Annotated in this window: 16 protein-coding genes and 1 pseudogene; 5 read left to right on the top strand and 12 right to left on the bottom strand. The window is 61.3% G+C overall.

Annotated features, from left to right (window positions below):
- Nucleotides 1-12 precede the first annotated feature (12 nt).
- The 7 genes from EJ075_RS28400 to EJ075_RS28365 form a co-directional block, all read right to left on the bottom strand.
- The gene (locus EJ075_RS28400) at nt 13-606 is read right to left on the bottom strand and encodes a hypothetical protein (RefSeq protein WP_126106604.1); all 594 of its coding nucleotides are present in this window, start codon (nt 604-606) and stop codon (nt 13-15) included.
- Nucleotides 603-1,136 carry a hypothetical protein gene (locus EJ075_RS28395; protein WP_126106603.1) on the bottom strand — a complete coding sequence of 178 codons (534 nt, stop codon included), beginning with the start codon at nt 1,134-1,136 and terminating at the stop codon, nt 603-605. The genes EJ075_RS28400 and EJ075_RS28395 overlap by 4 nt, the downstream gene beginning before the upstream one ends.
- A 908-nt stretch (nt 1,137-2,044) precedes the next feature.
- Entirely contained in the window at nt 2,045-2,401 is a 357-nt protein-coding gene (locus tag EJ075_RS28385) for a VOC family protein (RefSeq protein ID WP_126106601.1), read from the bottom strand.
- Between the two features lie 31 nt (nt 2,402-2,432).
- Nucleotides 2,433-2,831 carry an SRPBCC family protein gene (locus EJ075_RS28380; protein WP_126106600.1) on the bottom strand — a complete coding sequence of 133 codons (399 nt, stop codon included), beginning with the start codon at nt 2,829-2,831 and terminating at the stop codon, nt 2,433-2,435.
- A 69-nt stretch (nt 2,832-2,900) separates the two neighbouring features.
- Nucleotides 2,901-3,680 (bottom strand): helix-turn-helix domain-containing protein, encoded by a 780-nt coding sequence (locus EJ075_RS28375; protein ID WP_126106599.1) that lies wholly within the window; start codon nt 3,678-3,680, stop codon nt 2,901-2,903.
- Nucleotides 3,681-3,944: 264 nt separating this feature from the next.
- On the bottom strand, nt 3,945-5,468 hold the full coding sequence (locus EJ075_RS28370; RefSeq protein WP_126106598.1) for a glycosyltransferase family A protein: 1,524 nt from the start codon (nt 5,466-5,468) through the stop codon (nt 3,945-3,947).
- On the bottom strand, nt 5,465-8,656 hold the full coding sequence (locus EJ075_RS28365; protein ID WP_126106597.1) for a hypothetical protein: 3,192 nt from the start codon (nt 8,654-8,656) through the stop codon (nt 5,465-5,467). The genes EJ075_RS28370 and EJ075_RS28365 overlap by 4 nt, the downstream gene beginning before the upstream one ends.
- 383 nt (nt 8,657-9,039) lie before the next feature.
- Between EJ075_RS28365 and EJ075_RS28360 the strand changes: the two are divergent.
- The 4 genes and pseudogenes from EJ075_RS28360 to rimO all read left to right on the top strand — a co-directional run bounded on the left by EJ075_RS28360 (nt 9,040) and on the right by rimO (nt 12,696).
- A pseudogene (locus tag EJ075_RS28360) lies at nt 9,040-9,809 on the top strand (SDR family oxidoreductase).
- Nucleotides 9,810-9,917: 108 nt separating this feature from the next.
- The gene (locus tag EJ075_RS28355; protein ID WP_126106596.1) at nt 9,918-10,325 is read left to right on the top strand and encodes a DUF930 domain-containing protein; all 408 of its coding nucleotides are present in this window, start codon (nt 9,918-9,920) and stop codon (nt 10,323-10,325) included.
- A 261-nt stretch (nt 10,326-10,586) separates the two neighbouring features.
- Nucleotides 10,587-11,246: a TerC family protein gene (locus EJ075_RS28350; protein ID WP_095486794.1), complete on the top strand. Its 660-nt coding sequence runs from the start codon at nt 10,587-10,589 to the stop codon at nt 11,244-11,246.
- Between the two features lie 136 nt (nt 11,247-11,382).
- Nucleotides 11,383-12,696, top strand: a complete 1,314-nt coding sequence (gene rimO, locus EJ075_RS28345) for a 30S ribosomal protein S12 methylthiotransferase RimO (protein WP_126106595.1) — start codon at nt 11,383-11,385, stop codon at nt 12,694-12,696.
- 128 nt (nt 12,697-12,824) lie between these two features.
- On the opposite strand, the gene EJ075_RS28340 is transcribed toward rimO, so the two are convergent.
- Entirely contained in the window at nt 12,825-13,733 is a 909-nt protein-coding gene (locus EJ075_RS28340) for a LysR family transcriptional regulator (RefSeq protein ID WP_164547214.1), read from the bottom strand.
- 224 nt (nt 13,734-13,957) lie between these two features.
- Here EJ075_RS28340 and EJ075_RS28335 point away from each other — a divergent pair, with 224 nt between their 5' ends.
- Complete coding sequence (locus EJ075_RS28335; protein ID WP_164547213.1) at nt 13,958-15,151, top strand: beta-propeller fold lactonase family protein; 1,194 nt, start codon at nt 13,958-13,960, stop codon at nt 15,149-15,151.
- A 96-nt stretch (nt 15,152-15,247) separates the two neighbouring features.
- On the opposite strand, the gene EJ075_RS28330 is transcribed toward EJ075_RS28335, so the two are convergent.
- Genes EJ075_RS28330 through EJ075_RS28315 form a run of 4 tightly spaced genes read right to left on the bottom strand, consistent with a single transcriptional unit; the run spans nt 15,248 to nt 19,973 of the window.
- The gene (locus EJ075_RS28330; protein WP_095486798.1) at nt 15,248-16,315 is read right to left on the bottom strand and encodes a BMP family ABC transporter substrate-binding protein; all 1,068 of its coding nucleotides are present in this window, start codon (nt 16,313-16,315) and stop codon (nt 15,248-15,250) included.
- A 51-nt stretch (nt 16,316-16,366) separates the two neighbouring features.
- Complete coding sequence (locus EJ075_RS28325; RefSeq protein WP_126106592.1) at nt 16,367-17,287, bottom strand: ABC transporter permease; 921 nt, start codon at nt 17,285-17,287, stop codon at nt 16,367-16,369.
- A complete protein-coding gene (locus EJ075_RS28320; protein ID WP_126106591.1) occupies nt 17,287-18,399 on the bottom strand; it encodes an ABC transporter permease in 1,113 nt (370 codons plus the stop codon). The genes EJ075_RS28325 and EJ075_RS28320 overlap by 1 nt, the downstream gene beginning before the upstream one ends.
- Nucleotides 18,396-19,973: an ABC transporter ATP-binding protein gene (locus tag EJ075_RS28315; RefSeq protein WP_164547212.1), complete on the bottom strand. Its 1,578-nt coding sequence runs from the start codon at nt 19,971-19,973 to the stop codon at nt 18,396-18,398. Before EJ075_RS28315 ends, EJ075_RS28320 begins: the two co-directional genes overlap by 4 nt.
- Between the last annotated feature and the right edge of the window lie 56 nt (nt 19,974-20,029).

The following is a 20,029-nucleotide window of genomic DNA, read 5'->3' as shown; positions in this document are numbered from 1 at the left end:
GCCGCGTTGATGTCACCTCTGTGGGAGAACTGTCCATGGCGGTCCTTCCTGGTTGCGGCGGATGGTGATCGCGGGCTCGATGTCCTTGCCGGAAACATTCGTGGCGATGCGGATCTCATCGTCGAGCGGCAGCAACTTTGTGCGTGCGACCACTACGGTCCCGCCAGCGACGGCATCCTCCGCCACTTCGAATATCAGAAGGACACGGCGTGGCAGGCCGGGCTGGTAGGCATCGCCCGGCATCATTTCGATCGTCGCCGGCACCCGGTCGGTCAGGACATAACGGACGCCGCTGCCGCTCAGCCACTCGCCCGATGTGAGACCCAACGTTTCGAATTTCGCCTCGGCCTCGCCTTCCACCACAACCCACACGCCGGAACTCGTGTAGGTCTTTGACTTCCCGAAGGTCTCGACATTTAGAACACGCGCCACCCTGGCGCTGTCCAGCGAAAGCGCGAACGCGCTAGCCTCCACACGCTTGTTCATGCCGCCCGAAGAGACGATCGGCGAGGTAATGTCGCTGTAGAGCGGACGCGTATGCAGCATGGCGTAGAGCACGCCGGCAGCGAACAGAAGCGCAAGCGCCGAACGTACCATGCGCATCATGGCGCCTTCTCCACCGGCAGATCGACCGTCGCAACGGGGTCACGGTCGTACCATCCGCTTGCGCCGTAAAGATTGTCGCGCCGCTTGTAGATCTGGCCGCTGACGGTGATCGTCACCTTGTCCGGCACGGGCACACCGGCCGGCCATTCCCAGGCCATCGTCGCGCGTTCCGGCATATTGGGGTTGAAATATCCTGCCAGATACTTGTCGCGATCGAGATAAACCGTTGGCATCGGCAGCTTTTGCGCCGGCGCACTGAGCGTGACGACGCGGTAGAGCACGTTGTTCGGAGTGGCGGAGCGGTTCACCACATCCAGATCCACCATCACAAGCTGCACAGGCTGCGATGGGGGAACGCCCGTCGGCGGCACTGTGCCGACACGTGCCGTTCGCAAGGTTACGAACCAGCGACCGGTAGCGACCTGCTGGCCGGCTTGCACAACAGGCACCTTTGGCGGATGGGCGACTTCGTAGAGCGTCATCGAAAACGAGATTGCCGATGCGGCCAGCCCGCCCAAGCCAGCGATCAAAAAAGCATACAGTCTCTGTCGTACTGTCGTTCGTCTCGGTTCCGTCATGCGCGGTGCGGTATGCGATGGTCCTCAGGCCAGCCTTATACGATGCGAACGCCACGCAATCGGACAATAATTGTTACATCGCTTAAACAGCAGCGCTTGCCCCTTTGACGAGGGGTCAGCGCAGCGGTAGCCAGCCGCGCAATCGGATCCTTGGTGGCCCGTCCAACCCTTTCGAAGAGGCGCTCGGTCTCCTAAGTTTCTCGGCATGCCTCGTCCCGTTTTGGCACGATCGGATTGGCATCTAAATTGCAATCGGATTGACATCTAAATTGCAAATTGAGACTCGCCCGAGTTGGGGCCGAAATCGGTCTGGTACATTCGAAGCGAGGCTCGCAGATTGCGGGGCAGCGAACTTCTTCGGTCACTATGTGAGCGCCTTCATATCAGTTTCACATGCGGCGGCTTTGAATGGTGTCGCCAGAGCGCTGGCGAGGGAGATCGAAATGGGTTTAGCCGAAAACTTGTCTGATGTTTCGCTCACATTCGCTTGTCCGGATTGCTCGCATCCGACTGTAAGGAAGGGCTCTGCGCTAAGAACAATCGCGCACATCAGATGCGACGGGTGCAACGCCAAGGTCCGGATCACTTATCCGCAGAAGCTAGCGATCTTCGAAAAGCACAAGCTACTAGCCACCCAAGGCGCATTGCGATTGGCTATTTTCTAGGCATAGGCGCCGACTAACAGGACCTGAACAGCGCATTGCTTTCTCGCTGAGCGCTACTTTAGCTTGTCCTTAATTTTTTCCAACGGCATGAGTCGCAGTAGGAGAAATGGTCGTGCCTTCGTCGGAGGTGCCGGACATGCAGAAGGAAAATTGATGGGGGCGCCGGACCTGGGCCCGGCGTCCCTCTCCACCTCTTCACTTCTCCGACCACACCGCCAGCTCGTAGCCGTCCGGATCGGAGAAGTGGAAGCGGCGGCCGCCCGGGAAGGAATAGGCGGGCTTGACGATCTTCCCGCCGGCCTCCTCGACGCGGCGCTGGGTCTCGTCGAGCTTGTCGGCATAGAGGATCACCAGCGGCCCGCCCGCCGCCTTGCTCTGGCCACCGAGGGCGAAGCCGCCGGTCAGGCGGCCGTCGTTGAACTCGCAATAGCTCGGCCCGTAGTCCTTGAAGGACCAGCCGAAGGCCTTGCCATAGAAGTCGCGCGAACGCGCGATGTCGCCGACGGAAAATTCGACATAGTCGATGCGCTTGTCGTTGCTGGATTTGGCCATGATCTTCTCCTCTCGTGGTCTTTGGGAAGGCTCAGCGTTCGAGCATTGCCTTCAGGGTGTTGAGGTCGCGCTGCACCGCCGCGGCGTCGGCAGCGAAGATCTCCTCCGTCATGTCCGGTGCCCTCAAGAGCACGAACATGACCTCCGCGCCGGTCCCATTGGGAACCACACGCACCGCATTGCGGGTTTCCTTGTCCTCGGCAAAGACGATGTGATCGAGGACACCGAATTCATTGGGTCGGGAGAAGCGGATGCGGATGGGCCGGCCGTCGGGGTCCTCCGCCGCCCATTCCTCGCCCGATCTCTCGAAGCGTCTGCCGAGGCCTGCCGCCCAGCGCTGGAAATTCTCCGGGATGGAGGCGAAGTCATAGACTTCACGCCAATCCCGGTCGATGGACACGGTGATGATGCGGGATTTGTAGATGGTCATATCTGCCTCCTTTCCAATGAAGGCAGACTAGGCGGAACTGGCGGCGGCGTATTGAACGAAACGGCCAGCTCAGGCGCCGAGCTGTCGCAGAACCGTCGCGGGCGAGAAGCCCGACAGGCGCCGCACCTCGCGCGTCAGATGCGCCTGGTCGGAATAACCCGCCTCGAACGCAAGATCGGCTAGGCGCGGCTCAGCCGACTGCCGCACCAGGCCCAGAAACCGCTGGAAGCGGAGAATGCGGTCGAGCGTCTTCGGGCCATAGCCGAAAGCCTCCTGGCAGCGGCGGCGAAGTGTTCGCGGGCTGACGTCGAGCCGGTCGAGGATCACCGCCATGCCCGGACCGGCGGATTCCGTTTTCAGCGCGTTGAAGACAAATCCCATGTCCGGAGGCGGCGGCTCGACGTCGGGCGCAAGCCTGGAGAGTGCCGCTTGCATCGCCCGCACCCGCTCCGCCGTGGAGGATGCATCGCCAATTCTCTGGGCGATTTCGCGCGCCAGCGCTCCCAAGAAGTGGCTGAGCGCCACCCGGCCGCCAACGATCTCCGACATCGGCGGGCCGAGCCATCGGCTTGCCGCACCCGGTCGGAAGCGGGCGCCGATCACAGTAGAGCCGGGTGTCAGCGTAGAGAGGGCAACGGCCACGTCGGGGCCTGCTACGACCAGATCGCCGTCGATCCAGGTGATGTCGACGCAGCCGTCGGGAACCACGGCCGATAAGCTCCCCGCGTCCGGTCGCAATGTATTGGACCAGACACACTGGAAATGCCCTTCGAGTGCGGCCGGAGGATTAAACTCGCGGTATTCCCCGATTGCCCCGGAAAGGACGGGTGTGTTGTCGTCAGGCGTCACGCGCCTCTCCTGTGAGGAACACTTTCGCAGGCATCGTACTCTTCGGTCCCGAAATCTATTGCGATGGCGGCTTGCTTCAACCCCTGTTGTCGTTCTCAATCAAGCTCCGTCTGGTGTGATGCCACGTCAGGAAGAACCAGGCAGTTGTTGAGTATTCCACCAAGAGATCGTGGAATGGCCGGCATGACCACGGAAGCGGTCGCAAGCCGAGGTCCGCGACGCCCGCGCTCGGCTCGCGCCGTCTTGAGTCTCGCACCGGGACGTTTACCCCTTTACGAGAACAGCCTTTCCATCAGTCGTCGCATCTTTGAGGGGGCCGAGAGTGGAAAAATACCAATCAGGCCCCACCCTGGACAGTGCCGCCAGGGGATTCTTTCCGGAAGTCCGGTATAAGCTCGGGTCCCGAAGCACACGCTGGAAATCAAAGTCGGCTGCGAGCAGAGCTTTCAGCAACAACTGCTGACGATCCAGCCGCAACAGGTCCGACCCGCTGCGATTGATCATGCTCCGCGCCCCTATCCACTGGTGAAGTCGCTCGCCTGAAAGAAGCTCTTCTGGGGGACGGAACGAGATGGCCTTGCGTCCCTCCTCGATCGGGCGCGTAGGATGCAAGGGATACCAGAAGTCGAGAGGTTCGCTCACTGGCACAGTGACGCTAACCGCCTCAAGCGCAGCCTCGGTCGCGGCGCGCCTGACACACAGCAGGCTCTCAGCTCGAAACCCCAGTTCTCGAACCGCTTTCAAGAGAAGATCGCCGCCACCGATCGCAAATGCCGCATTGATGCGATCGTTGAGGCTGGGTACCCAAAGATCACGGGGAATCCAGGTGAGATGCCTGTAGGTCGGATCGACAACCACCACGATATCCGTGTTCGCTTGCCAGTCATCCCGGTCGAGGATTGCCACTACCGTCACGCGCGCGGCACCTGATCCGCCCGCCCGCGCCAGTTCGCGCTGACCTCTGTCGACGCCGCGCTCGTAGGCGAAAGTGCACGCCAGGACGAGCGGCCATGATGCGACAACGAACAGGCGATCCAGCCCTCGAACCGATCTGAAAGAAAGCGGCGCGATGAGCATGAACCGGCTGAAGCCTCGCCTCAGCAGCGAGCTCTCGTCGAGCGCAGGCCAGTGGATTGCGGCGCGCTTGCCGCGGGCAAGCTGATCCTGGATCATCTGCCGGAAGTTGGTTGGGTTCAGGTGCGATGCCTGAACCGAAGGGGCCCAGACCGGACGATCGGCACGCTTCATCCGGCGGTGGAACTCCGTATCCTCCCCGACCCGAAGGTCCTCCCGGAACCCGCCATATTTTTCGAAGAGCGTTCGGGCATAGCTTGCGCCGTAGCGGAGCGCCTTCTTCTTGGGCACACCGGGCATCCGGCGAACCAGAACCGAGAGATGGCTTGCCCATGCATAGAGGTTCCGCGGATGGCTGTTGACCAAGGCCGAGGCTACGGAGTTGCGGCCTTTCTTGTGAAGCAGGAGCCGGTTGGCCGCCCAGCCCGGACTGGCGACGAGATCGGAGGCGAGAAATGCGACCCAGGGTGCGCGAGTGGATCTGATGCCAACGTTTCGCGCGGCCCCTGGCCACAGCAGTTGCGGGGTGGAAATGACGCTGATACCGGAGGTTTCACTCGAAAGAACGGAGCGGGGATCGCCACCGCCTGAGTTGACGACGACGATCTCGATCGGAATTGGTTGCGCCAGCAGCGAATCCACTGCCGTCTTCAATTCCACCGGTGCACCAACGGAAAGGACCACCACGGCAAGTTCGGGAGATGCCTCGCTCAAGCGGGATTTCCAAGCAACAACTTTGCCGAGGTATCGAGCGGTAGCAACCGGGCGAATCGGGAATGCTCCGACGCTAGATCCCGGACCTGTTCCGCCACACCGGCAGGACTCCTGTAGGTCACGATATCCGCGACGCTGCGCGTATCGTGTCCGCACCAGAAATCCGCGGCACTTCCGATGTCGATGGCGATACCCCCCGCTTGCCTGATCCACATGCAGTAGATTTTACCCAGCATGCCGGCTGAAATGAGAAAAACACGACCGCGCAGCGGCCCCGACAATCGATCCCTCAGCCTTGTGAAGGCGTGTGGATAGTGTGCATCGCCGGCTATGCTGGCGAAGCCTGCGGCGTATTTGTGTTCCGGCGGAACCAGGTGGACGGTCTCGATAGTTATCCCGTGTCGCTGCGCCAGAACGCCGCCGAGCTTGGCATGACATGTGATCAGGGACACGGCTCCAAGCCTGGGGAGCAGCAGGTCCCAAATTCCCCAGAAGGATAGGGATTGGTGGATATGGCAGGAGGTCAGCACGGCTTGCTTGTTGGTGTTTCCAGCAGCGAAATCGATCGATGCAAGGAGGCCGCGGGCATTTCTGCCGCCGTCTCCCAACGCCTCCAGGGAGTTGCTCAAAATACCGCGACTAGTGCGATCGAGATCAGGAAGCCCAACGACATCGGCGGAACGTATCGCTTCTTTCAGCTGCCACTCCAGCGCGTCATCCACTTGGGCAGCGCGCCCCCACCAGGTCTGCTGGGTCGCTTCCCTGTCCGTCTCGCGAAACACCTCCAGTTCGGTTCTGTAGGGAAGCATGCACCCTTCCCCATCGCCCAACCTGATCAGCGAAAGAGGCTTCAGTTCATCGAATGCCTCAGCAATGCACGTTGCAACTTCAAGCGCTTCATTCAGGACGAAGGAGGGATCTGGGAAGAAGTCCGTATGCCCAGAACGAAGCCGGACAAAAATCCCGCAGATGTCGCGAACTGCATCTCGTCGATTTTCAGCCCCCACCGATCCCGGGCTGTGCGCGAGATGATCCCGAACCAGTTGCTCAATGTGAGGCCCCTGATCGAAGGCGCTTTCAGATGAGGAAACCAGACAATTAAGGGAGCGCAGTCTCGTACGCTGAAAAATTGCAGACAGCCTCAGCAATTCCCCCGCTACGGTATGGGGAGCTTCCGCGTCTACGCGATCCAAAACGACGTTCGCGAGACCAGCCCCGCCGACCTCCCAGGCTGCACTCACCATAGCCGACAGGATTTCAGGCGAGAACTCGTCGATACTCCCGTGCTCCCAAATCTGACGCAAGCATTCACCGGCCTCAAAGTACCGATGCGCTTGTATAAGGCAGTTGATCCGAAGCTTCTTGCGGGCTGCCTCCTTACCCGCGCGGCTGCGGTCAAGCACGTCCAGTGCCTCATCTGCCCGGCCGAGCCTTCCCAGAACGCCTAAATAGGAATGCAGCAGCTGCCAATTCCCGAGGAGCAGCGCTTCGTTCGTGCCTAAAAGCTGGCTCATGGTGGCCCAGTCGTGCGTGGCTTCCAGAAGTGGCATCGAGGCAAGCAGGTAAGCAAGTGGCGAGCTCCCCGCTTCCAACTCCTTGACGATCTCCTTAGCCTCGGCAATTCGCTGTAGCCGCACAAGCAACAGAACTTTGCGCCGCATAGCGTCGGGGTCGCTCAATGTCTTCCAGATGATATCCTGCATTTGCAGTGCGAGTGGCCAGTCGCCGCGTTCGGAAGCGATCCGCTCCAGGCCTCGATATCCGGCGATTTCCGCCGGAAAACGTTCGCACAGCAGGCCAAAAACCGCTTCGGCTTCCGCCAGCTTTCCAAGTTTCAGCAGGGCCGCGGCATGTCCGGCGAGTGCCTTGCGGCCAGGCGCGAGCCTGCTTGCCGCCGCCCAAGCCTCCGCCGCGATACCCCAGTGGCCCAGCTTCTCTGCCGAACGGGCTGCTCCTTCATGTCCGCCTGGAAAGTCTGGATTGCGGCTGCGAAGCTCCGAGAACACCAACTCGGCCTCGCCGTAACGCCCGAGCATGAATAGAGCCGTGGCCCGCCTGTGCAGATATCTTTTTCGCTTGCCTGGGAGAATACGGGCGGCGACTGTCCAAAGCGCAAGCGACCTCGCCCAACGTTGCTTCTCCGACGCCGACAGGACAGTCTCTGGTCGGTGATAGCCCTGATGGTCGGCCTGTACCGCCCAAATGACCCGGGAACGCCCTGCACCATGCTCGCCGGAATCACCACCGGTTCGCGCCATCTCTCGTTCGACCGCCGGAAAAATATGTCTCCATGCGGTTCCGTCGGACATCTCACGCGGCGTCCACTGACTGTGACAGAGGTCGCGCATAAACTGCTCGCGCTCCGGTTGCTTCGGGTGCTCGATATCATCGAGACTGTTGGAACAAAGGCGGTATGCGAGGCTCGCCGGAGATAGACATATCGGCGGAACGCCCGCGATCAACGCATCGATTGCGGCACCGGATGACAAGGTTACGCACACCCACGCATTTGCCACCTCGTCAGCGAACGGCCGCCTGCCGCGCGAGATGGTGACCCTGGGCACGGTCGAGCAAGCATCGACAACGGCTTCTTGATCTCGCCATCGCGTGCTGGGGTGCAGCCGGATCAGGATTGAACGATCGCTGATCTTCCTGATCGCCGCCGCGGTCTCGTGTAGCCACCTCACCATGTCGATGCCCCGTAGCGAGGCATCCTTGGGCACCTGTCCAACCAGGAGTATGTAATCTCCCTCGGTTCGGTAGGGCGTCAGCTTGATCCCGAATTCGGCCTGCACCCTTTCCCATCGATCCGGCGGGCTGTTTTCTGCACAAAAATCGGCGTCGTCGCCCAACGCTCCGCCTACAGCCACGCGGTAGTACGGGTGAACTTGCCGCGGGCGCAGCGGCCGACGGCGCAACGCCGCGAGCCAACCGGGCAGGCGCTGATTGAAACTCCGGCCGATCAGCGAGCTTTCGATGACGACGATGGGTCCGTTGTGTTCCCGATAGATGGCGTTCCTGAGACGCCCCTGCTGGGAGCGTCGGGGCGGATTGGCAAGCCCATACATCACCGCGACGTCGCAAGGTTTATACTTCCAACCAGGCGTAATCGTTACCTGCATGCCTTCCACACGGAACATGGAAATGTCCATGAAGCTGACACTGTCGGTAAAAATGCGGGCATGCATTTGTATCTTCACCGCATTTCATCCAGCGTGCGGACGAACGCCTGCGGCGTCTTCGCGGCCAAAGATGAAGACCGACTCTGCGTATTCATATGATTGCCCCTCTCGGCGAACTCTAAGCGGTGGAGCCGGTCACGACAACCGCCAACAGAGTCGGGAAAGTGGGCGACGAAAGGTCAAATCCGGCGGCTGTCGTGTCTAAGGGATTTTTTCGAGCGCGCTGCGCGGCCGCGTTCAAGACACTTGCGTAGCCATCCGCCGAATGGAAAAGTTCATTGGAGGCAGAGTGCTGTAGCGTAGACATAGCGCTCGATCGAAGAGCTTGGCCCGCCATTTACCACCTGGGATCGGCTTACCGTTCCTATGCCTGCAGAGGATCGCTTGGCATGAGCATTTTCGACAGATTTTCCTTGGCTGGGCGTGTGGCGCTCGTCACCGGAGGTGGGCGCGGGCTCGGCTTCGAGATCGCGCGCGCCTTTGCGGAAGCAGGAGCCCATGTTGTTGTGACCGGACGTACGGCCGCAGTGCTCGACGGCGCCGTCGCCGCCATCGCCACGAGCGGCGGCAGTGCTCAGGCGGCCGCCTTCGACATAGCGGACGTGGCGGCCGGCCGCACCGTGATCGCGGATATCCGCAGAACCCGCGGCCGGCTCGATATCCTCGTCAACAATGTCGGAGCCCGCGACAGGAGGCCGCTCGCCGCGTTCGGCGACGACGATATCCTTGATCTGATCCGCACGGATCTGCTTTCGGCGATCTCGCTGTCGCGGGATGCGGCGGAAATCATGAAGGCGCAGGGGCATGGCCGGCTGATCGCCGTTACCTCGATCGTCGGCGAGATGGCACGTCCAGGCGATGCCGTCTATCCCGCCGCCAAGCAGGGATTGACCGGCCTGATGCGCAGCATGGCCGTCGAATACGGCGCGCACGGGGTAACCAGCAACGCCATTGCCCCGGAATGTTCGCAACCGAGACCAATGCCGCGCTGGCGGAAGATCCCGACATGCTTTCCTTCGCCCGCCAGCGGGTTCCGCTGCAACGCTGGGGACGGCCGGAGGAAATCGCCGGCGCCGCCCTGTTCCTGGCCAGCGATGCGGCATCCTTCGTCAATGGCTATGTGCTGACCGTTGACGGCGGAATGTCCGTGCAGATGTGACGATTGCACGGGACCGAAAATTCGCCCGGTGTCAAACCCCGTTCATGGCGTCTTCATCATTCATAACCCTGGCTCGGAACGGCACGCGGTTGATTTCTCCGCCCAAATATGATGCTCCTCCCGCCCATGAAGAAGCTCTGTCTTACGGTTCTGGCGTCGGTGACGCTGGCGTGGCCGGCTAACGCGATGGATAGCGCATTGCGCACCGGCTTGTTGAAGCTCGACCCGCAAACCCGGCTCGAACAGCGATGCGATGCTGAAGTGCTCGACCGGATCACCCATGATGACCACAAATACAAAGCCGATCGCGTGGTCGCCTACGCTTTTGCGACGCCCGAAATGGAGACCGACGCAATCACAAGTCCTGGGGCTGCCTTTCGCAGCAAGGGACAATGGTACCGGCTGAAATTCAAATGCCGGACGGCGCCGGATCATATGCAGGTTCTGGATTTTCGCTATCGGATCGGCGACGAGATTCCGGAAACCGATTGGTCGGAATACAACCTCTATAATTAGAGCGTCGCGCGTCCGACTGGACGCGCAAAGGACGCTCCAGCAGTTTGAATCGGCGCATAATCCTTTTCGGAGACCGAATTCCGGTTTCCGGGTCATGCGCCAGCGTATCTAGCTTTCACCGGCTGCTGGCGATTTCCGCCGCGATCAGGCGGTTTGCCGGCCTTGTCCTCAAGCGATCTCTTGACGCGCGGGAACCATACACGTTAGGCGTCCGAATACTCGGCGCCGACGATCGACAAACAAGCAAGGAACTTCCAGTTGATGGAAATTTTTACCGCCGCAGGCTTCTCCGCCCTGCTCCAGGTTATCGCCATCGACCTCGTACTTGCAGGCGACAACGCCATCGTCATCGGCCTTGCCGCGGCCGGCCTGCCGGCCGAGCAGCGCAAGAAGGCCATCCTCATCGGCGTGCTGGCCGCGACCGTGCTGCGCATATGTTTTGCAGCAGTAACCGTTCAACTGCTCTTGATCGTCGGTCTGCTGCTGGCCGGTGGTATCCTGCTTTTGTGGGTTTGCTGGAAGATGTGGCGCGAACTGCGCACCTCCCATGCCGACGAGCTGGAAGCGACCGAGGCGCTGTCAAATGCCGATCTCGACAAGGACGATGCCGTGGCTGGCAAGTCGCCGCGCAAGACGCTGGGCCAGGCCGCACTGCAGATCGTCGTCGCCGACGTGTCGATGTCGCTCGACAATGTGCTTGCGGTCGCTGGTGCGGCGCGCGATCATTTCTCCGTGCTGATCATCGGCCTCGTTCTCTCGATCGCGCTGATGGGTCTGGCCGCGACCTTTATCGCCAAGCTGCTGCACCGCCACCGCTGGATTGCCTATATCGGCCTGCTGATCATTCTGTATGTCGCGCTCGACATGGTCTATCGAGGCGCGCTGGAAGTCTGGCCGCATGTGAACAACGCGGTGAGCTGACGCCGCCTGTCCCGCCGTTTCCGTCGTCGGCACCGATACATTCATCGTGCGTTTCGTCGCGGTTGCCGCGGGCCCATACCAATGCCGCAATAAGTGTGGTACTGCGCCGCCAATCCTGAAAAGCCGGAAAACCTCTATGTCTGCCCCTCGCGTCAGTTTCGTCAGCCTTGGATGCCCGAAAGCCCTCGTGGATTCGGAGCGCATCATCACGCGCCTGCGCGCCGAAGGCTATGAGATCGCGCGCAAGCATGACGGCGCCGATCTGGTCGTCGTCAACACCTGCGGCTTCCTCGATTCGGCTCGCGATGAATCGCTCAATGCCATCGGCTCCGCCCTATCGGAGAATGGCAGGGTCATCGTCACCGGTTGCCTCGGCGCCGAACCGGACGTCATCCGCGAAAAACATCCTAGCGTTCTCGCCATCACCGGTCCGCAGGCCTACGAGAGCGTGATGGCTGCCGTGCATGAGGCCGCGCCGCCGAGCCACGATCCTTATGTCGACCTTTTGCCGCCGCAAGGCGTCAAGCTCACGCCGCGCCACTATGCCTATCTCAAGATTTCGGAAGGCTGCAACAATCGCTGCACCTTCTGCATCATCCCCGCGCTGCGCGGCGATCTCGTCTCGCGGCCGGCGGCCGACGTGTTGCGCGAAGCCGAGAAACTGGCCAAGGCCGGCGTCAAGGAGATCCTGGTCATTTCGCAGGACACCAGCGCCTATGGCATCGACATCAAATACCAGACCAGCATGTTCGGCGATCGCGAAGTGCGGGCAAAGTTCCTCGATCTGTCGGAGGAACTCGGCAAGCTCGGCATCTGGGTGCGCATGCACTATGTCTACCCCTACCCGCATGTTGCCGATGTCATCCCGCTGATGGCCGAAGGAAAGATCCTTCCCTATCTGGACATCCCGTTCCAGCACGCCTCGCCGCAGGTGCTGAAGAACATGCGCCGGCCCGCCCATGGCGAAAAGACGCTCGACCGCATTCGCGGCTGGCGCGAAATCTGTCCGGATCTGGCCATCCGCTCCACCTTCATCGTCGGCTTCCCCGGCGAGACGGACGACGATTTCGAGATGCTGCTCGACTGGCTGGACGAAGCCAAGATCGACCGCGCCGGCTGTTTCAAATACGAGCCGGTCAGGGGCGCCCGCTCCAACGACCTCGGCCTCGAACAGGTGCCGCAGGAGATCAAGGAAGCGCGTTGGCACCGCTTCATGCAGCGCCAGCAGAAGATCTCGGCGACGCAGCTCGCCAGGAAGGTCGGCAAGCGCCTGCCTGTCCTGATTGACGAGGCGCATGGCACCTCGGCCAAGGGCCGCACCAAATACGACGCGCCCGAAATCGACGGCTCGGTGCATATCCAGTCGCGGCGCCCGTTGCGCGCCGGCGACATCGTCACCGTCAAGATCGACCGCGCCGACGCCTACGATCTCTACGGCTCGGCCGTCTGATGGCCAGCGGGGTGAAGACCCCTTCTGCTAGAGCATTTTGCAGCCAAACATCTTCGTTTGGCGTCCGACAAAAGGCTTAAAATAGAGAGTTAGAGCGCGGTTTTGGTTCGACCAAAACGCAAAGCGCGCTAGGACGTGACTGTTTCGCTTACGCGGATAAGCATCTGCCTGAGCCAGGCGTGACCGGGATCGCTGTCGTTCCTCCGATGCCAAAGCAGAGTTTCCTGATAACCGAAGTAGTCGAAGGGCAGCGGAAAAGAGCGCACGCGCGGCCAATTCGTCAGCCGGATCACGTTTGCCGACAAGGTGCAGATCATGTCCGTCTCGGCGATGATCGCCGGCACGGCGAGCGCATAAGGCAGGCTCATTGCAACGGTCCGCTTCAGGCCGCGGTCGTCCAGCAGACGATCGATGTAGCCCTTCAGATCGCCGACATGAGTGACCAGCAAGTGCGGATACTTCAGAAAGAGCTCGAGCGTCAGCGCGTCGCGGATCTCAGGATGCTCGGCCGAGACGATCGATATCCAGTTCACGTGGAAGAGCGATGCACGTTTGATCGTCGTCGGCGCATCGGGCAGGATGGTGATCGCAAGGTCTATCGAGCCCTTCTCGAGACAATCAACGATCTCCTGGCGATGTAAGTTGCGCAAGACGATCGAAACTCTAGGCGCCGCTGAACGAAGCACCGGCATCAGTCTGGGCATCAAAGTCGCCGCGATGTGATCGGTGGTCGCGATCCTGAAGATGCGACCCGATCGCTCCGGCGAGAACTGGCCGAATCCTCCCAACGCATCCTGGATCTGGCGTAGCGCGGCCCGGATCGGATCGGCGAGATCGAGCGCCTTTTCGGTCGGCCGCACGCCACCGGCATGACGAACGAAGAGATCATCGGCGAAAAGCCGACGCAGATGGGCGAGGCGCTTGCTCATCGCAGGCTGGCTGAGCCCGATGCGGGCTGCCGCCGCGCTCACGCTCCCTTCACTGAGGAGGGCGTCGAAGGCGACAAGCAGGTTCAGATCGACGGCAGCTAGATTCACACTGGGCCTCCGACAGTTTATTACTGATGGGAATATTGAGATGTCAAATATCGATTGGACGACTGAAAGCGAACCCGGAAGATAGGCGCCTTCCAATAGATATGGAGACATGGATGCGACGCTGTTCTCTCGCTGCTATCGTTCTATTCCTGATGCCGAGCCTCTCAAGTGCTCAGCCGGCCGAAGGTCACGGAGGGGCCGTCTTCGTGTTGTCGGATCTCGATATGGTGCCGACCGTCTACGAGACGGGCGAGCTCGGGCCTCCAGACCCTCACTATCTGGATACGCTGTCCATCATCACCTCGCCGACGGAGCGGTCTCGCTCTGTCGCGATGATGGAGGTTTCGAATTCGACCTATGGGCCGCCCGGTGCACTAGACATCTCCCTGGATGGCCAGTTCGTTTTCGTCGCCGAAACTTTCCGCCAACGGCCCGAAAGGGCGACCCGCCTCGACGAGTTGCAGCAAGGCGACACGATCCGATCGCTCCGGCTCGATGGCGGCCACTCGGCGGCGGTCGACAGTGTGAGGATCGGAATCCAACCGCAGGCGATCCACCTCAATCCTGCAGGCGATCTTATCGCCGCGATAACTGTCGACGCCGAACACGAACTCACTTTCGTACCGGTCAGAGAGGGTCGGTTCGGCCCCGTATCCAGCTTTGGTCTCGGTCTTGAGCCGTCAACGGGTTTCATTCCATTGAAGGCGAGCTGGGTGCAGTGGCATCCAAGCGGCCGGTATATCGGGGTCAATCTCGTCGACCGTGGTCAGGTTGCCTTCTATGAGGTGCTGCGCGGAAAGGACGGGGCGGTTTCTGCTATTCGTCCCTGGGGCAATCGCGTCCAGACGAACAAGTTCCCCTTTATCGGCCGCTTTTCGCCCGACGGCCGCTACTACATCACCTCCGATGTTCAATGGGGAATCGATACAACTGGCTTCTATGGCGTTCAGGAGGGCATTCTCACCACAGTCCGGCTTGCCGATGTCGGCGCGACGGGCGACGCGGCAAGGCACACCGTGCCTCACATCGCGCTCGGTGGCTGGGGCGCCGAGACGATCGCCTTCAGCCCCGACGGCCGCTTTCTTGTCACGTCCAACCTTCGCGGCACCGGCAAGCCAGACGGCTCGCGCGACTGGACGGAGCACGCGTCGCTCAGCCTCTATCAGCTGGACACTGAAACAGGACGGCTGTCACCGCACGGCGAATGGCCGCTCGAAGGTGTGCTGCCGCAAGGACTCGCTTTTGATCGCACGGGACAAAAGCTCTTCGTCGGCGTGAACCGTTACCGCAATGACGAAGCGCCCCTTGGCGGCGCCGTCGAGATATGGCAGATCACGACGGAAGGGCGCCCGGCGCTCGCTCCCACATCGGATCGCATCAGGCTGCCCGCGGGCGTCCATACGATAATCGCCCGCTGAACTTTCGTGAGTGGGACTCGCAGTCGGGCAGGTTAACCTTCGAAACTCTGCGCATGAAAAGAGGACGCCCGAAGGCGCCCTCCCCAGTGCTTGCGCTTACTGCGGCAGCTTGTCATCGACGCCTTTGACGTAGAAGTTCATGCCGAGCAGCGTAGCGTCGTCGGCGACTTCGCCGTCCTTGAGCCATGGCGTGCCGTCCTGCTTGGCAATCGGCCCGGTGAAGGGGTTCCAGCCCTCGACGATCTTCTTCTCGGTGGCTTGCGCCATCGCCTTCACGTCATCGGGCATGTTGGTGTAAGCGGCCATTTTAACGGCGCCGTCCTTGATGCCCAGCCAGACGTTGCCGGGCTTCCATGTGCCGTCGAGCACGGCCTTCACCCGGCTGATATAATAGGGTCCCCAATCGTCGACGATCGAGGTCAACTGCGCCTTGGGGGCAAACTTGATCATGTCCGAAGACTGGCCGAACCCCTGCAGGCCGCGCTCTTCGGCGACTTGCAGGGCAGCGGTCGAGTCGGTGTGCTGGACGATGATGTCGGCACCCTGGTCGAACAGAGCCTTGGCGGCATCGGCTTCCTTGCCCGGATCGAACCATGAATTGACCCAGACGATCTTCGCCTTGAAGTCCGGGTTGACCGACTGGGCGCCAAGCATGAAGGAATTGATGCCCATCACCACTTCGGGGATCGGGAACGAAACGATGTAGCCGGCGACGCCCGACTTCGATTGCTTGGCGGCGATCTGGCCGAGGATGTAGCGGCCTTCGTAGAAGCGCGCATTGTAGATGCCGAGATTGTCCGACGTCTTGTAGCCGGTCGCGTGCTCGAACTTAACGTCGGGGAATTTCTTGGCGACCTTCACTTCGGGGTCCATGAAGCCGAAGGAAGTGCCGAAGATGATCTTGCATCCTTCGCGCGCCAGGCGCTCGAAAGCACGATCGGCATCGGGACCCTCGGAGACGTTCTCCAGGTATGCGGTCTCGACCTTGTCGCCGAGTGCCTTCTCTACGTCCAGGCGGCCCTGGTCATGCTGGTACGAATAGCCGAAATCGCCGATCGGGCCGGTATAGACCCAACAGGCTTTCAGCTTTTCCTGTGCTTCGGCGGTCGCCGCCAGCGACAATGCTGCCGCCGTGGCCATCAGCGCAATAAGCAGTTTTTTCATCGTGTTACCTCTCTGAGTTAAGCCCTGGAGCTTCCCGGCTGTCTTTTATTATCAACGATCCGGAACGAATGGCTGCCCCAAGGAAGCCGGTGTGTTCATCATCGTCAAACGCTTGTTGCGCGAGATTAGAACGAGAACCACGATGGTTGCCAGATAGGGCAACGAAGAAAGCAGTTGCGAAGGAACCGGAATGCCAAAAGCCTGTGCATGAAGCTGGCCGATCCATACCGCGCCGAAGATATAGGCGCCGGCCAGCACCCGCCATGGCCGCCATGATGCGAACACGACCAGCGCCAGCGCGATCCAGCCGCGCCCGGCGGTCATGTTCTCTACCCATTGCGGCGTATAGACCAACGACAGGTGGCCCCCGGCAAGGCCTGCACAGGCGCCGCCGAAGATCACTGAGAGATAGCGGTAGCGGATGACCTGGATGCCAAGTGCATGGGCCGATGTGTGGCTGTCGCCGATCGAGCGCAGCGTGAGTCCGGTGCGGGTCTTGAACAGGAACCACATGATGGCGGCGGTCAATGCGATCGAGATGTAGAAGATCGGGTCCTGGCCGAACAACAACCTGCCGATGACCGGGATCGCTGTCAGGCCGGGAATGTCGAGGTTTGGCAGCCTCGCGCCGGGCTGGCCGACAAAGCTGGTGCCCATCATGCCGGAAAGGCCGAGGCCGAGCAATGTCAGCGACAGACCGGTCGCCACCTGGTTCGTGGCCAGCGACAGCGTCATGACGGCGAACAGCAGCGAAAACACCGCACCCAAGGCGATCGCCGCCAACAACCCGATCCACGGCGATCCGGTGAGATAGCCGGCGCCGAAACCGCCGACCGCCCCCATGATCATCATGCCTTCGACACCGAGATTGAGCACGCCGGAACGTTCGACCACCAGCTCGCCGATCGCCGCGATCAGCAAAGGCGTCGCCGCGGTTGCGATGGTCAAAAGAATGTTGACGGTGATGTCCATCAGCGGGCCTCCTCCAGCTTCGGTGCGGATTCAAGCTTCGGCGCGGCAAAGCCAATCAGACGAATGCGGTAGTGAATGAGCGTGTCGCAGCCGAGCACGAAGAACAGGAGCATGCCCTGGAACACGCGCGCCACCTTGTCGGAGATGCCGAGCGCGCTTTGCACCGCCTCGCCGCCGAGATAGGTCAGCGCCAGCACCAGGCCCGCCGCGACGATGCCTAGTGGATTGAGCCGGCCGAGGAACGCCACGATGATGGCGGTGAAGCCGTAGCCGGGCGAAATGACCGGCTGCAACTGGCCGATGGCGCCGGAGACTTCCGAGATGCCGGCAAGTCCGGCCAGCGCACCCGACAGCATGAAGGCGAAGAACACCATCCGGTTGATGCCGAAGCCAGCGAAGCGCCCTGCCCTGGGACTTGAGCCGAGCACGCGGACCTCGAAGCCTTTCAGCATGCGGCTCATCAGGATCCAGACCAGCACCGCCGCGACCAGCGCAAAGACGAAACCCCAATTGGCGCGGCCAGAGGCCGGCATCAGTTCCGGCAAGATGGCCGAGTCGTTGAACTGTATCGTCTGCGGGAAATTGAAACCCTTCGGATCGCGCCAGGGACCACGCACCAGCCAGTCGAGAAACAGCTGCGCGACATAGACCAGCATCAGGCTGGTCAGGATCTCGTTGGTGTTGAAGCGCGCTTTGAGCAGAGCCGGAATGGCGGCGTAGGCGGCGCCGCCGATCATGCCGAACAGCAGCATCAGCGGCAGCACCAGCGGGCCTTCAAACTGCGGAAACAGCACCGGAATGCTCGAGCCGACGATGCCGCCCAGGATGAATTGGCCTTCCGCGCCGATGTTCCAGATATTGGCCCTGTAGCAGACCGACAGGCCGACCCCGATCAGAATGAGCGGTGCCGCCTTGATCGCCAGCTCATGCAGCTGCCAGACCTGACTGACCGGCTCGATGAAGTAAATTTGGAACGCCTTCAAAGGATTGACGCCAAGCAGCGCGAACAGGATGGCGCCGGCAACGATCGTCAACACGAATGCAATGAAGGGCGACAGCGCCGAGAACAGCATCGAGCGCTGTGGCCGTTTGACGAGTTCGAGGCGCATCATGACGTCTCCACAGCGTGTTCGGCGTGGCCGGGCTCGGCCCCGCCCATCAGCAGTCCTATCTTTTCGAACGTGGCCTCAGCGATCAGCAAAGGCTTCGACAATTCGCCATTGTGCATCACCGCGATCGCGTCGGATATTTCGAACAATTCGTCGAGATCCTGGCTGATGACCAGCACTGCCGAGCCGCTGCGCGCCAGTTCGATCAGCGTCTGGCGAATGTGGGCGGCAGCACCGGCGTCGACGCCCCATGTCGGCTGATTGACGACCATCACGCTTGGCCTGCGGTCGAGTTCACGGCCGACGATGAATTTCTGCAGATTGCCGCCTGAAAGCGCTGCCGCCTCTGGATCCGGAGCGCTCTTGCGCACATCCATCGCTTTGATGATGCGCTGGGCAGCGGCATAGATTGCATCGCTTTTGACCATTCCACCGGCGCCGACAAACACCTTTCCATCGGTGGCATGGCGCGACAGAAGCAGGTTTTCCGAGAGCTTCATTCGCGGCGCCGCACCGTGGCCGAGCCGCTCTTCCGGCACGAAGGCAGCGCCCATCAACCGCCTGCCGGTGATGCTGAGGCCGCCGGCATCCTTGCCGCGGATGCGCACCGAAGCGGTATCCTGCTGCGGCACCTCGCCGGAAACGGATTCGAAGAACTCGCCCTGGCCGTTGCCGGCGACGCCTGCAATGCCGATCACTTCGCCGGCGCGCACCGTCAAGTTGATGTTCCTGAGCGGGATCGAGAACGGCGTTGCCGGCTTGCGGCTGAGCGCGCGGATTTCAAGCAGCGGCTGCGCGGTCTCGATACCCTGGGCCGGCGCGCGTACCACGGCCTGCACGTCGTTGCCGACCATCATGCGCGCCAGTGATGCTGCGGTTTCCTTGCGCGGGTTGCAATGGCCAACCACCTTGCCGTGGCGCAGCACGGTGGCGCGGTCGCAGATGCGCTTGACCTCTTCAAGGCGGTGCGAAATGTAGAGGATGGACTTTCCTTCCGAGCGCAGCCGTTCGAGCGTCTCGAACAGTTTGTCGGCTTCCTGCGGCGTCAGCACCGAAGTCGGCTCGTCGAGGATGATGAGCTGCGGCGTCTGCAGAAGGCAGCGGATGATCTCGATACGCTGGCGCTCACCGACAGACAGGTCGCCGACCAGCGATTGCGGGTCGAGCGGCAGGCCATAGCTGTAGGAAAGCGCCCTCGCCTTCGCGGCAATCGTGCTGATCGGCGAACCGTCGTCCAATGACAGGGCGATGTTCTCGGCCGCCGTCAGTGCCTCGAACAGCGAAAAATGCTGGAACACCATGCCGATGCCAAGCTTCTTCGCAAAGCCGGGATTGGTGATCGTGACCGCCTGACCGTTCCAGAAAATCTCGCCCGAATTGGGCTCCAGTGTTCCGAACAGCATTTTTACGAGCGTCGACTTGCCGGCGCCGTTCTCGCCGAGCAGCGCGTGGATTTCGCCTTTCGCGACGTTGAGATCGACATGGTCGCACGCTGTAAGCGTGCCGAACGTCTTGGTGAGGCCACGAACCTCAAGCAGGGTTGCGCCGTCCTGATTTGCACTCACAGTGCCTCCCATCTGGTTTGCCAGATATGTTCTGTGTTCCCGCAGGCATGGTATGCGCGGCCTGCTGT

This window comes from Mesorhizobium sp. M6A.T.Cr.TU.016.01.1.1 (assembly GCF_003952585.1).
Classification (GTDB): domain Bacteria; phylum Pseudomonadota; class Alphaproteobacteria; order Rhizobiales; family Rhizobiaceae; genus Mesorhizobium; species Mesorhizobium mediterraneum.
This window is presented reverse-complemented; position numbering and strand designations above follow the sequence as displayed.

Coding starts and splice junctions, on each gene's coding strand:
- EJ075_RS28400 (WP_126106604.1), bottom strand. CDS start 606: ATGATGCGCATGGTACGTTCGGCGCTTGCGCTTCTGTTCGCTGCCGGC.
- EJ075_RS28385 (WP_126106601.1), bottom strand. CDS start 2,401: ATGGCCAAATCCAGCAACGACAAGCGCATCGACTATGTCGAATTTTCC.
- EJ075_RS28380 (WP_126106600.1), bottom strand. CDS start 2,831: ATGACCATCTACAAATCCCGCATCATCACCGTGTCCATCGACCGGGAT.
- EJ075_RS28365 (WP_126106597.1), bottom strand. CDS start 8,656: ATGCATGCCCGCATTTTTACCGACAGTGTCAGCTTCATGGACATTTCC.
- EJ075_RS28355 (WP_126106596.1), top strand. CDS start 9,918: ATGATGCTCCTCCCGCCCATGAAGAAGCTCTGTCTTACGGTTCTGGCG.
- EJ075_RS28350 (WP_095486794.1), top strand. CDS start 10,587: ATGGAAATTTTTACCGCCGCAGGCTTCTCCGCCCTGCTCCAGGTTATC.
- rimO (WP_126106595.1), top strand. CDS start 11,383: ATGTCTGCCCCTCGCGTCAGTTTCGTCAGCCTTGGATGCCCGAAAGCC.
- EJ075_RS28335 (WP_164547213.1), top strand. CDS start 13,958: ATGGTGCCGACCGTCTACGAGACGGGCGAGCTCGGGCCTCCAGACCCT.
- EJ075_RS28330 (WP_095486798.1), bottom strand. CDS start 16,315: ATGAAAAAACTGCTTATTGCGCTGATGGCCACGGCGGCAGCATTGTCG.
- EJ075_RS28325 (WP_126106592.1), bottom strand. CDS start 17,287: ATGGACATCACCGTCAACATTCTTTTGACCATCGCAACCGCGGCGACG.
- EJ075_RS28320 (WP_126106591.1), bottom strand. CDS start 18,399: ATGATGCGCCTCGAACTCGTCAAACGGCCACAGCGCTCGATGCTGTTC.
- EJ075_RS28315 (WP_164547212.1), bottom strand. CDS start 19,973: ATGGGAGGCACTGTGAGTGCAAATCAGGACGGCGCAACCCTGCTTGAG.